Origin of the sequence: Synechococcus sp. CCY 9618, assembly GCF_019038415.1 — a bacterium.
GTDB lineage: Bacteria > Cyanobacteriota > Cyanobacteriia > PCC-6307 > Cyanobiaceae > Cyanobium.
Genome location: NZ_JAFKRG010000009.1, coordinates 25,927 through 40,577 on the forward strand (window position 1 = coordinate 25,927; position 14,651 = coordinate 40,577).

General features: G+C 69.9%; 18 protein-coding genes. 9 read left to right on the top strand and 9 right to left on the bottom strand.

Annotation, left to right across the window (positions count from 1 at the left end; genetic code table 11):
* Positions 1-22 precede the first annotated feature (22 nt).
* From KUG41_RS01550 to KUG41_RS01575, 6 genes are all read left to right on the top strand, one after another.
* Positions 23-355, top strand: coding sequence for a lipopolysaccharide assembly LapA domain-containing protein (locus KUG41_RS01550; protein ID WP_216900389.1), 333 nt, complete (start codon positions 23-25; stop codon positions 353-355).
* A gap of 10 nt (positions 356-365) precedes the next feature.
* The gene (locus KUG41_RS01555; RefSeq protein WP_216900391.1) at positions 366-818 is read left to right on the top strand and encodes a hypothetical protein; all 453 of its coding nucleotides are present in this window, start codon (positions 366-368) and stop codon (positions 816-818) included.
* 198 nt (positions 819-1,016) lie between these two features.
* Positions 1,017-1,595, top strand: a complete 579-nt coding sequence (locus tag KUG41_RS01560; RefSeq protein WP_216900393.1) for a DUF4334 domain-containing protein — start codon at positions 1,017-1,019, stop codon at positions 1,593-1,595.
* 21 nt (positions 1,596-1,616) lie between these two features.
* Positions 1,617-2,552: an oxidoreductase gene (locus KUG41_RS01565; protein WP_216900860.1), complete on the top strand. Its 936-nt coding sequence runs from the start codon at positions 1,617-1,619 to the stop codon at positions 2,550-2,552.
* Positions 2,553-2,603: 51 nt separating this feature from the next.
* Positions 2,604-5,630 carry an excinuclease ABC subunit UvrA gene (gene uvrA, locus KUG41_RS01570; protein WP_254216731.1) on the top strand — a complete coding sequence of 1,009 codons (3,027 nt, stop codon included), beginning with the start codon at positions 2,604-2,606 and terminating at the stop codon, positions 5,628-5,630.
* A gap of 2 nt (positions 5,631-5,632) precedes the next feature.
* A complete protein-coding gene (locus tag KUG41_RS01575) occupies positions 5,633-6,142 on the top strand; it encodes a TerB family tellurite resistance protein (RefSeq protein WP_216900395.1) in 510 nt (169 codons plus the stop codon).
* Between the two features lie 24 nt (positions 6,143-6,166).
* On the opposite strand, the gene KUG41_RS01580 is transcribed toward KUG41_RS01575, so the two are convergent.
* Entirely contained in the window at positions 6,167-7,105 is a 939-nt protein-coding gene (locus KUG41_RS01580; protein ID WP_254216732.1) for an LCP family protein, read from the bottom strand.
* Positions 7,106-7,231: 126 nt separating this feature from the next.
* On the bottom strand, positions 7,232-8,461 hold the full coding sequence (purT, locus tag KUG41_RS01585; protein WP_216900400.1) for a formate-dependent phosphoribosylglycinamide formyltransferase: 1,230 nt from the start codon (positions 8,459-8,461) through the stop codon (positions 7,232-7,234).
* Between the two features lie 62 nt (positions 8,462-8,523).
* Between purT and KUG41_RS01590 the strand changes: the two genes are divergently transcribed.
* Positions 8,524-8,730: a 5'-phosphoribosylglycinamide transformylase gene (locus KUG41_RS01590; RefSeq protein ID WP_216900402.1), complete on the top strand. Its 207-nt coding sequence runs from the start codon at positions 8,524-8,526 to the stop codon at positions 8,728-8,730.
* 31 nt (positions 8,731-8,761) lie between these two features.
* Here KUG41_RS01590 and KUG41_RS01595 read toward each other — a convergent pair whose 3' ends face one another.
* From KUG41_RS01595 to KUG41_RS01605, 3 genes are read right to left on the bottom strand one after another with little or no spacing between them, the layout of a single operon-like run.
* Entirely contained in the window at positions 8,762-9,010 is a 249-nt protein-coding gene (locus KUG41_RS01595) for a hypothetical protein (protein ID WP_216900404.1), read from the bottom strand.
* Between the two features lie 43 nt (positions 9,011-9,053).
* Positions 9,054-10,130: a phospho-N-acetylmuramoyl-pentapeptide-transferase gene (gene mraY, locus KUG41_RS01600; RefSeq protein ID WP_216900406.1), complete on the bottom strand. Its 1,077-nt coding sequence runs from the start codon at positions 10,128-10,130 to the stop codon at positions 9,054-9,056.
* Between the two features lie 38 nt (positions 10,131-10,168).
* Positions 10,169-10,420 carry a DUF3134 domain-containing protein gene (locus tag KUG41_RS01605; protein WP_216900864.1) on the bottom strand — a complete coding sequence of 84 codons (252 nt, stop codon included), beginning with the start codon at positions 10,418-10,420 and terminating at the stop codon, positions 10,169-10,171.
* Positions 10,421-10,487: 67 nt separating this feature from the next.
* Here KUG41_RS01605 and KUG41_RS01610 point away from each other — a divergent pair, with 67 nt between their 5' ends.
* The gene (locus KUG41_RS01610) at positions 10,488-10,727 is read left to right on the top strand and encodes a hypothetical protein (RefSeq protein WP_216900408.1); all 240 of its coding nucleotides are present in this window, start codon (positions 10,488-10,490) and stop codon (positions 10,725-10,727) included.
* A gap of 8 nt (positions 10,728-10,735) precedes the next feature.
* Entirely contained in the window at positions 10,736-11,968 is a 1,233-nt protein-coding gene (locus KUG41_RS01615) for an argininosuccinate synthase (RefSeq protein ID WP_216900866.1), read from the top strand.
* Here the strand turns inward: KUG41_RS01615 and KUG41_RS01620 are convergent.
* From KUG41_RS01620 to KUG41_RS01635, 4 genes are all read right to left on the bottom strand, one after another.
* The gene (locus KUG41_RS01620) at positions 11,931-12,611 is read right to left on the bottom strand and encodes a hypothetical protein (protein WP_216900410.1); all 681 of its coding nucleotides are present in this window, start codon (positions 12,609-12,611) and stop codon (positions 11,931-11,933) included. The two genes, KUG41_RS01615 and KUG41_RS01620, sit on opposite strands and share 38 nt — an antisense overlap.
* A 57-nt stretch (positions 12,612-12,668) precedes the next feature.
* A complete protein-coding gene (rpsF, locus tag KUG41_RS01625; protein ID WP_216900412.1) occupies positions 12,669-13,031 on the bottom strand; it encodes a 30S ribosomal protein S6 in 363 nt (120 codons plus the stop codon).
* A 91-nt stretch (positions 13,032-13,122) separates the two neighbouring features.
* Positions 13,123-13,590 carry a Tic20 family protein gene (locus KUG41_RS01630; RefSeq protein WP_216900414.1) on the bottom strand — a complete coding sequence of 156 codons (468 nt, stop codon included), beginning with the start codon at positions 13,588-13,590 and terminating at the stop codon, positions 13,123-13,125.
* A gap of 24 nt (positions 13,591-13,614) precedes the next feature.
* The gene (locus tag KUG41_RS01635; protein WP_216900416.1) at positions 13,615-14,559 is read right to left on the bottom strand and encodes a shikimate dehydrogenase; all 945 of its coding nucleotides are present in this window, start codon (positions 14,557-14,559) and stop codon (positions 13,615-13,617) included.
* Between the last annotated feature and the right edge of the window lie 92 nt (positions 14,560-14,651).

Here is a 14,651-nt window from a genome sequence, read left to right on the forward strand (position 1 = left end):
TCCGCCCACCCAGGACCAGGCCATGAGGGTGTTCACCGTGCTGGCACTGCTGTTGGCCATGGTGGCCATGGTGTTCGCGCTCCAGAACGCCACCGTCGTGTCGATCAGTTTCTTCTCCTGGCAGGCCAGCCAGTCGATGGCGCTGGTGCTGCTGTTCAGCTTCTTCCTGGGGGTGGTGGCGGGCCTGCTGCTGTCGGTGCCGCCGATGATCCGGCGCATGGGCCGCCTCGCCCAGACCCGCCGCACCGTGACCGAGCAGGCCGAGGAACTGGAGCGCCTGCAGCGCCAGCTGGCGGAGCCCGCGCCCGGGCTGGCCGGCGGCGCCGCCTTTCCCCAGGATGTGCCGCCGCTGTGAAGCGAAGCACGTGGATTGGGAAAATCGATGGGATCCAAGAAATCTGACGTTGACACTTGGGAAAGTTGGATCGAGCGAGCCTCACGAATCAAAAGGTTTTTTTGAGCTGACCGCTCTGGCCGCTGCAACGGTTGTGTTCGGCATTGCACCCGCTGCTTCGGCAGCACCGATCGACCTGAGCTGCACGGTTGGGTCGGAGGGATCCAAAACGACCAACATCACGGCCATCGACCCTGCAGCTGATTTCAGCGTTACGAAATCAGTGCTTGGTTTGTCAAGGAAACCTGTCAACCGCTTCAGAGATATCATCACATCAAAGGCCACGGTGGCCGGCTATCCCTTTTGCTGGATTGATGATCTGTCAAAAAATACGGAAATCACAAAATCGGACCATCCACTTCTGGGTGGAGGCAAAACATCGACAACAACCTGCACCCGCGTGCCCAGACCCCAGAATTGGTGAGCCTGGTCAGGTCAGTCGGAGAGGGGAGGCTTGTCCTTGAGCGCGAGCGGCCGATCGGAAACACATCAACGCAGCCCTCTCCCTGAGGCCCCTACCGCAAGCCTGCCGTTCAGCCGGATCTTTCTGCGGGAAGCCCACCAAGCCTTGGCGCCTTGAACCATGCCAGCTGACGCCAGATCCGAACATGGTGACCAGAGGATGAGCCGCCTGTCCCTGGAGCAGGCCTCCACCAGCGAAGCCCTCGCCCAGTTCGACGCCCTCCCCCCTGTCGACATTCCCTTCCTGCTCGGTGCCTGGAAGGGGGAGAGCGTTCCCACCGGCCACCCCCTCGACGGCGTCCTGGAGGCGTTCCACTGGCACGGCAAGCGCTTCGACAGTGCCGAGGCGGTCCATCCGCTGGTGTTCACCGGCCCGGGTGGCGGCCGGGTCTGCGTAGACCCGAAGGCCGTCGGGCCAGCCCTGGGTCTGATCGGCCGGGTGCCCCTGCCGAGATCGGCGCTCGCCGGCCGCCTGTTCCAGCTGCTGCTGCCCCTGCTCGCCACGGTCCACCCCCGGGCCCGGCTGCGGATCATCAGCTGCCGCGGCACGCCCAGCGCCGCGATGGTCTACGACCACCTCCCCATCCAGGACGTGTTCCGCAAGCTGGATGAGGACACCGTGCTGGGGCTGATGGATCTGCGCGGCATGGAGCAGCCCTTCTTCTTCCTGCTGCGGCGGGAGGGGCCGGGGGGAGCTTCGGAGGAGAATCGGGCTCCGTCACATTCCGTTACGATTTAAATGCCGATGCCTTTCCCCGCCATGCGCTGGACCGCTGACGCCATTCCTGACCAGTCCGGCCGGATCGCCCTGGTGACCGGTGCCAACAGCGGCCTGGGCCTGGAGACATCCCGGGCCCTTGCGGCCAGAGGGGCCACGGTGCTGCTCGCCTGTCGCTCCCGCGCCAAGGCGGAGAAAGCCCGCGAGGAGCTGCTCACCGCCGCGGCCTCCACCGGCGCCCTCGACGTGCTGCCTCTCGATCTGGCCGACCTGGCCAGCGTGGCGGCGGCAGCCAAGGCGGTGACTGAGCGCTACGGGCGCCTCGATCTGCTGATCAACAACGCCGGGGTGATGGCGCCGCCCCGCATGCTCACCCGCAACGGCTTCGAGCTCCAGTTCGGCACCAACCACCTGGGCCACTTTGCCCTCACCCTCGCCCTGCTGCCCCTGCTGCGCGACCGGCCCGGTGCCCGGGTGGTCACGGTCACTTCCGGAGCCCAGTACTTCGGCCGCATCGCCTTCGACGACCTCCAGGGCGAGCGCCGCTACGACCGCTGGCGGGCCTACGGCCAGAGCAAGCTGGCCAACGTGATGTTCGCCCTTGAGCTGCAGCGGCGCCTGGCGGCTCAGGGCAGCGGCACGCTCTCCCTGGCCGCCCACCCCGGCTTCGCCCGCACCAACCTGCAGCCCGCCTCGATCGCCGCCACCGGTTCCTGGATCGAGCCCCTCGCCTACCGGCTCATGGATCCCCTGTTCCAGAGCGCCGCCATGGGGGCCCTGCCCCAGCTGTTCGCCGCCACCGCCCCGGAGGCCCGGCCCGGCGGCCACTACGGCCCCGACCAGTGGGGCGGCCTGCGGGGCTGGCCCACCGAGGTGCGCATCGCCCCGGCGGCCCTCGATGCCGGCCAGTGCCGCCGCCTCTGGGAGGTGAGCGAGGCCCTCTGCGCTGCGGCCTCACCCCAGCCCGCCCTGGCGTGAGCCTGTCCCAGGACCATCCCCCGTAGACTCATCGGCTGCCGACCACTCCCCATGCCCCGTGCCCGCGCCGGATCCACCAGCAAGAGCGCGGCTCCTGGCAACGGCACCTCCCGGACGTCAGGGGAGACGGCCCCGCCCGCTGCGGACTCCGCCCTGCGCACCCTCACAGGCGGCAGCCTCGAGGATGTGATCCGGGTGCGCGGCGCCCGTCAGCACAATCTGCGCAACGTCGATCTCACCATCCCGCGCAATCGCATGGTGGTGTTCACCGGCGTGAGCGGCAGCGGCAAGAGCTCCCTTGCCTTCGACACGATCTTCGCCGAGGGCCAGCGCCGCTACGTGGAGAGCCTCTCCGCCTACGCCCGCCAGTTCCTCGGCCAGGTGGACAAGCCGGATGTGGATGCGATCGAGGGCCTCTCGCCGGCCATCTCGATCGACCAGAAGTCGACCAGCCACAACCCCCGCTCGACCGTCGGCACGGTCACCGAGATCCAGGATTACCTGCGCCTGCTGTTCGGCCGCGCCGGCGAACCCCACTGCCCCCAGTGCAGCCGCTCGATCCGGCCCCAGTCCATCGACGAGATGGTGGACCAGATCCTCACCCTGCCGGAGGGCACCCGCTACCAGCTGCTGGCCCCGGTGGTGCGCGGCAAGAAGGGCACCCACGTGAAGCTGCTGGCCGGCCTGGTGGCCGAGGGTTTTGCCCGGGTGCGCATCAACGGCGAGGTGCGCGAGCTGGCCGACAACATCGAGCTCGACAAGAACCATGCCCACCACATCGAGGTGGTGGTCGACCGGCTGGTGGCGCGGGAGGGCATCAACGAGCGGCTCACCGATTCCCTGCGCACCGCCCTCAAGCGCGGCGAGGGCCTGGCCCTGGTGGAGGTGGTTCCCAAGAGCGGTGAGGAGCTGCCGGAGGGGGTGGAGCGGGAGCGCCTCTATTCCGAGAACTTCGCCTGCCCCGTCCACGGAGCCGTGATGGAGGAGCTCTCGCCGCGGCTGTTCTCCTTCAACAGCCCCTATGGCGCCTGCGCCGACTGCCACGGGATCGGCCACCTGCGCCGCTTCACCGTGGAACGGGTGGTGCCCGATCCCTCCCTGCCGGTCTATGCAGCCATCGCCCCCTGGAGCGACAAGGAGAACAGCTACTACTTCTCCCTGCTGTTCAGCGTCGGCGAGGCTTTCGGTTTCGAGCTCAAGACCCCCTGGAACCAGCTGAGCGACGACCAGCGCAAGGTGCTGCTGCAGGGCAGTCAGGAACCGATCGCCATCAAGGCCGACAGCCGCTATCGCAAGAGCGAGGGCTACGTGCGGCCCTTCGAGGGGATCCTGCCGATCCTGGAGCGCCAGCTGCGTGACGCCAGCGGCGAATCGATGCGCCAGAAGCTGGAGAAGTACCTGGAGCTGGTGCCCTGTGAAAGCTGCCATGGCCTGCGCCTGCGGCCCGAGGCCCTGGCGGTGCGGGTGGGGCCCTACGCCATCCATGAGCTCACCTCCGTGAGCGTGGCCGACACCCTGGAGCGCATCGAGGCCCTGATGGGGGTCGGTGCCAGCGAAGGGTCCGAGCCGCTGCTCAACAGCCGCCAGATCCAGATCGGTGATCTGGTGCTGCGTGAGATCCGCATGCGGCTGCGCTTCCTGCTCGACGTGGGCCTCGACTACCTCAGCCTCGATCGTCCCGCCATGACCCTTTCGGGCGGCGAGGCCCAGCGCATCCGCCTGGCCACCCAGATCGGCGCCGGCCTCACCGGTGTGCTCTATGTGCTCGACGAACCCAGCATCGGCCTGCACCAGCGCGACAACGACCGTCTGCTGGCCACCCTCACCAAGCTGCGCGACCTGGGCAACACCCTGATCGTGGTCGAGCACGACGAGGACACGATCCGTGCCGCCGATTACCTGGTGGACATCGGCCCCGGCGCCGGCGTCCACGGCGGCCACATCGTCGCTGAGGGCTCCCTCGACGACCTGCTCAGTGCCGAGGACTCCCTCACCGGCGCCTACCTCAGCGGTCGCCGCTCCATCCCCACGCCGGCGGAGCGCCGCGATGCCGGCAGCCGCCGGCTCACCCTGGTCAACTGCACCCGCAACAACCTCCAGGGCATCGACGTGGAGGTCCCCCTGGGGCGGCTGGTGTGCGTCACCGGCGTCAGCGGCAGCGGCAAGAGCACCCTGGTCAACGAGCTGCTGCACCCGGCCCTGGAGAACCGCCTCGGCCTCAAGGTGCCCTTCCCCGCCGGCCTCGACGAGCTGCGGGGCATCAAGGCGATCGACAAGGTGATCGTCATCGACCAGTCGCCGATCGGCCGCACCCCCCGCTCCAACCCGGCCACCTACACCGGCGCCTTCGACCCGATCCGCCAGGTCTTCGCCGCCACGGTGGAGGCCAAGGCCCGCGGCTACCAGGTGGGCCAGTTCAGCTTCAACGTCAAGGGCGGGCGCTGTGAGGCCTGCAGCGGCCAGGGGGTGAACGTGATCGAGATGAACTTCCTCCCCGACGTCTATGTCCAGTGCGATGTGTGCAAAGGGGCCCGCTACAACCGGGAGACTCTCCAGGTCACCTTCCGGGGCCACACCATCGCCGACGTGCTGGAGATGACGGTGGAGCAGGCCGCCGAGGTGTTCTCCGCCATCCCCCAGGCCGGCGACCGGCTCAGCACCCTGGTGGACGTGGGGCTCGGCTACATCAAGCTCGGCCAGCCCGCCCCCACCCTCTCCGGAGGTGAGGCTCAGCGGGTGAAGCTGGCCACCGAGCTCTCCCGGCGCGCCACCGGCAAGACCCTCTACCTGATCGACGAACCCACCACGGGCCTCAGCTTCTACGACGTCCACAAGCTGATGGACGTGATGCAGCGTCTCGTCGACAAGGGCAACTCGATCCTGGTGATCGAGCACAACCTCGACGTGATCCGCTGCGCCGACTGGCTGATCGACCTGGGGCCGGAGGGCGGCGACAAGGGGGGCGAGATCGTGGCCATCGGCACTCCCGAGGCCGTGGCCGAGATCACCGCCAGCCACACCGGCCGCTATCTGCGCCACGTGCTGGAGCAGCATCCCCCCATCCCCATTGCCGCCTGACCATGGCTGAGCCCATCCCCGCCGCAGCCCTCTCCCAGGAGCAGGCCGCTCTGCTCCGCATCGTCTGCACCGTGGCCTGGGCCGACGGTGAGTGCTCCGGCGGCGAGCGGAAGCTGCTGGCCGAGCTGGTGGCACGCCATGTGCACGGCGACACCCTCGCGCCCCTCGGGGAGGCGGCGCTGGAGGGAGTCCTGGCGGAGCGGCTGCCCGTTGCCGCCCTGGCTGATCTGGTGGGGCAGCTCGGCTCCGGCGATGACCGGGAGCTGGCCCTCAAGCTCAGCTACATGATGGTGCGGGTGGGTCGGCGCTCCCCTGAGGAGTCCAGCATCAATTCCCAGGAACGGGTGGCCTACCGCCGCCTGGTGGAGCTGCTGGGTCTCGACGACGGGAGGATCCGGGAGATCGAGTGGGCGGCGGAAGCCGACCTGCCCAGGAAGCACGGTCTGGCCCAGCTCCTGGAAGAGCTCACCGCCGGCTGGAGAGATCCGGACGACCGCCCCGGCCCCGCCTGAATCCCCGCGAGCCGGCCGGCGGGCTCAGGGAAAAGCCACCTCGCCGCTGCCGCTGGCGTGGGCCTGGTTGGAGTCGGGCATCCAGTAGCTCAGGTCGTTGTGCCAGTAGAGGCGGCCCGGCACCCGCTGGGTGCTCAGCTTCGTCTTGCCGAGGGCTGACATCAGCTGGGTCATCTCGATCGGAGAGAGATCGGTGACCATGTCGTTGCCGGCGATCTCCAGCAGGGCAGGCAGCTTGGTGATCGTGGCCGGCTGGGCCAGCTTGCGGAACACCTCGGCCATCACCAGCCGTTGCCGTTCCATCCGCCCCAGATCGCCCCGCTCGTCGTGGCGGAAACGCAGGAAGCCCTCCAGATCCTCGCCCTTGAGCAGCTGCCTGCCGGGGTAGAGGTTGATGTACAGGCCCTGGGCATTGTCGACGTAGTACATGCGCTTGGGCACGTCCACCTCCACGCCGCCGAGGGCTTCGGCCAGCTTGCTCACCCCGTCGAGGTTCACCTTCAGGTAGCGGTCGACGGGTGTCGCGAGCAGCTGGCCCACCTCCTGCTTGGTGGTTTCGATGCCGCCGAGGGCGAACAGGGCGTTGGCCTTCACCACCCCAAGCTGCTCCGATTCGATGTAGGTGTCCCGGGGCACCTGGGTGATGTGGGTGATGTCGCCGTCGAGCTGGACGGTGAACATCACGTCGGTGTTGTCGCCGATCGCGTCGCGGCCCAGCACCAGGATGCGGCGATTCTCGATCGAGAGAGGGTTGAGCACCGCCCCGATGCTGCGGGGCGCCGGAATCAGACCCGCCAGGAACGGGGCGATCAGCCCCGGCAGGGGGCCGGCCACCGCCGCCCCCACGGCCAGCCCCAGCCCGAAGGTCAGCAGGGGCAGACGCCGGGCCTTTTTCTGGGAAGGGGGGCGATGCTTCGGATCGGCCCGGTGCGAGGTCGGCTCAGGCAGCGCCACCGCGCCCATCTCCTTCCGTTTCCGGGTGTTCGGGGAAGGGGAAGGCCTCGAGGGCGAATGGGCCTTGGTCATGGTGCTACCCGCAGGCTCGCACCTTAAAGCTCAGGCTGCTGAAAAACCAGTGGTGACGACGGTTTATCGGCTGGTCCGCACCTGCACGGCCGCGGCGGCCCCATCGGCCCGGCTGCGGGCTTCGGCCTCGTCGTCGCCGCGGGCCAGGGCCACCCCCATGCGCCGCCACGGTCGGACGTCGGGCTTGCCGAACAGCAGCACCTGGGTGTCGGGCACCGCCAGGGCCCGCTCCAGCCCCAGGAAGCTGGGTGCTTCGCCGCTGCCTGGCTTCTCCCCGTCCGCCGCCCCCACCGCCTCCGGCCCGGCCAGGATCACCCTGGAGGCCGCCGGCCCCAGACTGCGGATCTCCGGGATCGGCAGGCCCAGCACGGCCCGCAGATGCAGCTCGAACTCGCTCAGGTTCTGGCCCACCAGGGTCACCAGGCCCGTGTCGTGGGGCCTGGGCGAAAGCTCGGAGAACACCACCTCCTCGGCGCCGGGCTCGCCGCAGAGGAAGAACTCCACCCCGAACAGACCCGCTCCGCCCAGGTCGTCGGTGACGGCCTTCGCCATCGCCTGGGCGGCCGCCAGCTGATCCGTTCCCAGCCGGGCCGGCTGCCAGCTGCACTGGTAGTCGCCCCGTTCCTGGATGTGGCCGATCGGCGGACAGAAGAGGGTGGGGCCCTGCCACTGGCGCACCGTCAGCAGGGTGATCTCCAGGGAGAAGCGCAGGAATTCCTCCACGATCACCCGCTCCCCCGCGCCCCGGGCCCCGGCCATGGCCGCCGCCCAGGCGGCCTCGATCTGCTCCGGTCCCCGCACCACGCTCTGGCCCTTGCCCGAGGAACTCATCACCGGTTTCACCACCACGGGCCAGCCCAGGGGGGCCGCCGCGGCCGCCAGCTCCGCGGCGCTTTCGGCATAAGCGAAGCGGGCCGTGCGCAGCCCCAGCCCGGTGGCGGCCAGGTCGCGGATGCGGTCCCGGTTCATGGTCACCGCCGTGGCCCGGGCCGTGGGAATCACGGTGATGCCCTCGCCTTCCAGCCCGGCCAGGGCATCCACGGCCAGGGCTTCGATTTCCGGGATCACCACGTCCGGCCGGTGGCGCCGCACCACCTCCCGCAGGGCGTCGGCGTCGGTCATGGCGATCACTTCGCTGGCCTGGGCCACCGCCATGGCGGGGGCGCCGGCGTAGCGGTCGACGGCGATCACGCGGCAGCCGAGCCGCTGGGCGGCGATGGCCACCTCCTTGCCCAGTTCACCGCTGCCCAGCAGCATCACGGTGCGCGGGAACGGAGTCGGGCCGGCTGTCATGGCGGGGGATTCGGATGCGGAGATCCTGCCGCGGCGCCCGTCCCTTCCCCTAACCTGCCGCGATGTCACCGGCTCTTCACTCCATTCCATCCGCCTTCACGGCCCTGCCCCCCGGGCCCCTGGCCTTCAGCACTGTCGGGGATGCAGCCGAAGGGCTGCTGCCCTTCGGCTGGGATGTGGCCGGCTTCCAGAAGTGGACTCTGATCTATCTGGGCGTGTCCTCCCTGGCCTTCGTTCTGGTGTGGCTGGTGGGCTACATGCGCCGCTGATCGACGCCCCTCGGCCCGACCCCGGCCAGCGTCAGACCCCGGGCCCGTCCAGCAGGGTGAGCTGGCTTTCGGCCGATTCCTCGCTCACGAACCCGTAGGCCTCGAACACCGCCGGATCGGGGTGGGTGATGCGCTGTCCTTCCGGATGGCGCTCCACCCGGAAGCCCTCGCCGGCCATGCGCCGCATCAGGGCGGCGGCTTCCTCGAACCGCGCCGCCATGGCGTCGAGACTGGCGCAGTCGGCGGTCAGTCCCGTTTCCTTCCAGGTGAAATAGGCCATGGCCCGGGGTGCGAAGGAGCGTTCGGCGGCGCGGGGCGGCGACTCAGGGCAGCAGCACCAGTCCCACCAGCACCAGTATCAGGCTGACACCCCAGAAGCTGAGCACCACCCGTTGCTCGGGGAGTCCCCCCAGTTCGAAATGGTGGTGCAGCGGCGCCATCCGGAACAGCCGGCGCCCCTGGCCGTCGGCCCCCTTGGTGGCCTTGAACACCGCCACCTGGAGGATCACCGAGAGGGATTCGGCCAGGAACACCCCGCCCATCAGCAGCAGGGGCCAGAGGCTGTCGCTCAGGAGGGCCACCGACGACAGGGCCGCCCCCATGGCCAGGGATCCGGTGTCGCCCATGAACACCCGGGCTGGATGCCGGTTCTGGCTCAGGAATCCCAGCCAGCAGCCCGCCATGGCGGTGCAGAAGGAGGCCAGCACCGGATCGCCCCCGTGGCCCCGCAGGATCAGCTGCAGCCCCATGCCGGTGAACACCACCGCGCCGCAGCCGGCGGCCAGGCCGTCGAGGCCATCGGTGAGGTTGGTGGCGTTGCTCTCCGCCAGGAACACGAACAGGGCCAGGGGCCAGATGAGCAGCCCCAGGGTCAGCACCCGGCCGAAGGGCAGGCCCAGATCTCCGGGCACACCGCCCCCCAGCCAGCCGCCCTGATGGGCCCAGGCCAGGAACCCGACCGCCACCAGGGCCTGGAGCAGGAGCTTGCCCCGGGGACTCAGGCCGGTGTTGGTGCGGCGGGTGAGGCTGCGCCAGTCGTCGACGGCGCCGATGGCCATGTAGGCCAGGGTGGCCGCCGCCACCGCCAGGGGGCGGGGATCCTCCGGGCTGATCAGGCCTCCCACGAGCACCCCCACCGGCACCACCAGCAGGCCGCCCATGGTGGGGGTGCCGGCCTTGCTGTGGTGGGCCTGGGGACCTTCCTGGCGGATCACCTGGCCCAGCTTGAGCGCCCGCAGCCGCGGCACCCCGAGGGCAGCCACCACTGTGCTCACCGCCGCGGCCGTCACCAGCGGCAGGGTGAGCATGGAATTGGCCACCAGCGTGTCGCACGCCAGGCAGGCGGCCAGCAGGATCAGGGCGAGCAGGGCCGCCGGGGTCCGGCCGTCGCGGGATGCCATCGGTGGTGCCGGAAGGGGAGGCCTGTGGCGGAAGATCGTCAGTCTTCCCAGTTCTCCTCGGACTGATCGTCAGCCTGGTTGTAGTCCTCCTTCTCGCCCATCAGAGCCGAGAGTTCCTCCTCTTCCACCGTGCTCACATCGGTGCTGGCGGTTTCCTCATCGGCCACCAGGCGGCCGCTGGCCTCCAGCAGGCTCAGCAGGTCAGGCTCATCCCGCAGCGGCAGCACCGGTGCTGGCTCGTTGCGCCGGTAGCGGGTGAGGGAGGGGTTGATGGTGTCGAGAATGCTCATGCCGTCAGGCTGGGTCGTCAAGGACCGATCCACCACCCTACCGCCCGGGCCCCAGGCCCCTCCTGCCATGCCCCGTTCGAAGGTCCAGGATGTGGGCCGCCTCTGGTCCCTGGCCCTGGTCCTCAGTGCCCTGCTGGCTGCGGCTGGGATGCGCTGGCCCCTTCCCCTGCCGATCGTGCCGGCCGTCGTGGCCGCCCTGGTGCTGGGACCGCCCCTGCTGATGGCCCTGGTGCTGCTGGCCCGCTGGCGCCTGCCTGAGGACCCCCAGGGGGGAGAATCGGACGCAACAGCGCAGGAGCGGCACTGATGGCGGAGATGGGGCGGCAGGGGGCAGGCGGTGCGCCGCGCGCCGAAAGGGTGGTGCTCGCCTACTCCGGTGGAGTCGACACCAGCGTCTGCATTCCCTACCTCATCCGGGAATGGGGGGTGAAGGAGGTGATCACCTTCGCCGCCGATCTCGGTCAGGGTGACGAACTCGAGCCGATCCGGCTCAAGGCACTCGCGGCCGGCGCCAGCCGCTCCCTGGTGGACGATCTGATCGACCCGTTCATCCGCGAGTTCGCCTTCCCCGCCATCCGGGCCAATGCCCTCTACGAGGGCCGCTACCCTCTCTCCACCGCTCTTGCCCGCCCCCTGATCGCCCGCCGGCTGGTGGAGGTGGCCCGGGAGGTGGGGGCCGATGCGGTGGCCCATGGCTGCACCGGCAAGGGCAACGACCAGGTGCGCTTCGATGTGGCCATCGGCGCCCTCGCGCCCGGTCTCAAGGTGCTGGCTCCGGCGCGGGAGTGGGGCATGAGCCGGGAGGAAACCATCGCCTACGGCGAGCGCTGTTCGATCCCGGCGCCGGTGAGCAAGAGGTCGCCCTATTCGATCGATCTCAACCTGCTGGGCCGCAGCATCGAGGCCGGCCCCCTGGAGGATCCGATGGTGGAGCCGCCTGAGGAGGTCTTCGCCATGACCCGCTCGGTGGCCGACGCCCCGGCCGAAGGGCAGGTGGTGGAGATCGCCTTCGAGCAGGGCAACCCGGTGGCCATCGACGGCGAGCGGCTGGATCCGGTGGCCCTGATCCGGCGGGCCAACGACCTGGCCGGGGCCCATGGTTTCGGCCGGCTCGACATGATCGAGAACCGGGTGGTGGGCATCAAGAGCCGGGAGATCTACGAGACCCCCGGACTGCTGCTGCTGATCCGGGCCCACCAGGAGCTGGAGAGCCTCACCCTGGCCGCCGATGTGCTCCGCTACAAGCGCCAGATCGAGATGAGCTGGGCGGATCTGGTGTACCAGGGCCTCTGGTTCGGACCGCTCAAGGAGGCCCTCGACGGCTTCCTCGACCGCACCCAGGCCACGGTGAACGGCCTGGTGCGGATCCGGCTCCAGAAGGGCAGTGCGATGGTGGTGGGGCGCAGCAGCGCCATGGACAGCCTCTACGTGCCCGACATGGCCACCTACGGCGCCGAGGACCTGTTCGATCACCGGGCCGCCGAGGGCTTCATCTACGTGTGGGGGATGCCTACGCGGTTATGGGCCGCCCGTCGTCGTGGCGACTGAACTGCTGAGGACCCTCCAGCCTCAGGGCACGCTTCAGCGCCTGACCCCAGCCCTTTTTGCGCTCCACCGTGGGCAGCAGCCGGGGCTGGCCCCGGCCTGAGCCGGGGCCGTCGGCATCGCCGGGGCTGAGGCTGTAAAGCCGATCGCGCAGGGCCTGATTATCGGCCAACAGATGCTTCTGGTGTTCCATCACCGTGGTGAGGCGCTGCTGAAACTTGCGCTCGAAGATCTCCGGCAGATCTTCGAGCATTTCGTGCAGCGCCTTGAGCTCGTCGCGGGCGGCGGCCAGCTCCATCTCCAGTTGCTGCGGGTCCGGCCCGGTGGTGGTGATGGCCAGGCTAGTGGGCGCTGGCCGGGGAGCGTCCGGCGGTGGCGCGACGTATGGGGCGGCAGGCTCGGCGGCTGGGGCCGGAGAGGGCGGCTCCGGTACCGGCTCGGCAAGGGCTGGAGTGGGATCGCCGAAGCTGAAGCTGGCCGGTGGAGGGGCGGGCCGCGGAGCCACCGGCTGGCCGGGCGTCAGCACGCTCGGCGGCTCGGGCTGGTTCGATGGCCAGCGGTTCGTGCTGAAGGCTGGCTGTGCCGGCACGGCACGCGAGGGATCCTCCCTACCGGAGAAGGCATCCTCCTTGTCCCTCTCAGTCATCCCTTAGCACCCGTTCGGTGGACTCTACGCCCAGTGATCAGGGGGCTACAACCCGGCTCAGGCCGTTGCCGCTTCGGTCGGGGCGACGTCCACGGAAGCCCCGGGGGTGCCACGGGGCGGAGGCATGGGGCCGTCCTGAATCACGGTGAGGTAGCGGATCACGTCCTCGGACAGGCGCATGGCCCGCTCCAGGACCGCCACCTGCTGGCCGTCACCGCTGTGGTTCAGCTGCACGTAGATGCCCTCCCGGTGCTTGGCGATCGGGTAGGCCAGGCGGCGCTTGCCACGCATCTGGGTGTCGAGCACCTCGGCGCCGGATTCGGTGACGAGATCGCGGTACTTGGCGACGTGGGTCTCGACCTCCTCCTCCGGAATATCCGGCCGGAGGATGTACATGGTCTCGTAATAGGGCTGCGTCATGGTCGCCTGTGGAGGGGCTGAGGGGCACCGGGCCCGCCAGCGACGGATCCAGCAACCTATCGCAGCACTGGGGCCGACCCCGCAGGGCCGCTCAGTAGAGCTGCATCCGCACCGCTTCCGACACGGTGGGGATGTCGGGTTCCTTGCCCCTAAGGGTCTGGACCACAGCGAACAGCACCAGCAGCAGAGTGCCGAGGAAGATCGTGTTGGAGAGGGTGCGAAGCGCGAAACCGCCGCCCAGGGGGGCCAGCACCGTGTCGAAGGCCAGGGTGAGTAGCACCAGCACGATGTCGATCAGGATCGCCTGCAGCACGTTGAAACGGATCCCATAGGGCACCCGCGGATTGCGCACCACCAGCAGGAACAGGAGCAGGAACAGCACCAGGCCACCGAAGGGGACCGCCCGCTCCAGCACCACCAGGGGCAGGGCCGGCAGGGCGAACCACTGGAGCAGCGGGAACATGGCGAACAGGCTCTGGCCGAAGCGCAGGGCGTCACTCAAGGGGAGCAGATAGGCCAGGGCTGCCAGCAGCCGCTGCCAGATCGGAGGACCTTCCATGGGGGCTCTGTCAGTGACCGCAGGCTAATGACCCTCCAGCCGGGCCAGGGCCGCCACCCGCATGGCCGCCACCGGCACGTCGCGGCGCCCGCTCCAGAGCCGCAGGGCGGCGGCCCCCTGCTGCACCAGCATCTCCAGCCCGTCGATGGCGGTGCAGCCCCGCTCGCGGGCCAGGCGCAGCAGGGCCGTGGGCCTCGGCGTGTAGATGAGGTCGTAGACCGTTGCCCCCGGCGGCAGGGCCGCCAGCTGGTCGGGCCGCAGGGGGGAACGGGAGGCAGCCCCGGGGTCGGAGCCGGAGGCCATGCCCACCGGCGTGGTGTTCACCACCAGATCGGTGCGGGCCAGGGCCGCTGCCAGGGGCCCGGGTTCAGCGACCGGCTCCTGTCCCCAGGGCAGGGGCTCCAGGCCGGGGGCCCAGGCGGTGCAGATGTCCAGGAAGTGGGCCAGGGTCGTCCGGTTCCGGCCCGCCACCCGGATCCGGCCCAGCCCCAGCTCCACCAGGCCCGCCACCACCGCCCGGGCGCTGCCGCCGCAGCCCAGCACCAGAGCTTCGCGGGCGCTCCAGGGGCGCCCCTTGTGGCCGACCGCGCCTGCTGGGCGCAGCGGCGCCAGGAACCCCTCCACGTCCGTGTTGGTGCCCAGCCAGCCGCCCCCTTCCCGCCGCACCAGGGTGTTCACTGCCCCCAGACGGCGCGCCAGGGGCGTCAGCTCCCCTGCCAGTTCCGCCGCCGCCTGCTTGTGGGGCAGGGTCACGTTGAGGCCGCGGCAGTCGAGGGCCTCGAGGGCCAGCAGCACCCCGGCCAGGTCCGCCGCCTTCACCGGCAGGGCCAGGTAGGCCCAGTCGAGACCCAGGGCGGCGATGGCGGCGTTGTGCATCGCCGGCGAGAGGGAGTGGCGCACCGGATCCCCCAGCACCCCGGCCAGGGCGGTGCCGCCACCGATCGCCGTCGCTGTCGGGGGGGTCGCCATGGGCTTGCGGAGGCGGCTGCCGCCCGACCGTAGACCCCCCGGATCCCAGGCTCCGACTGGCCTGCGACGGCTGCCCGGTACGGCAGCTGTTC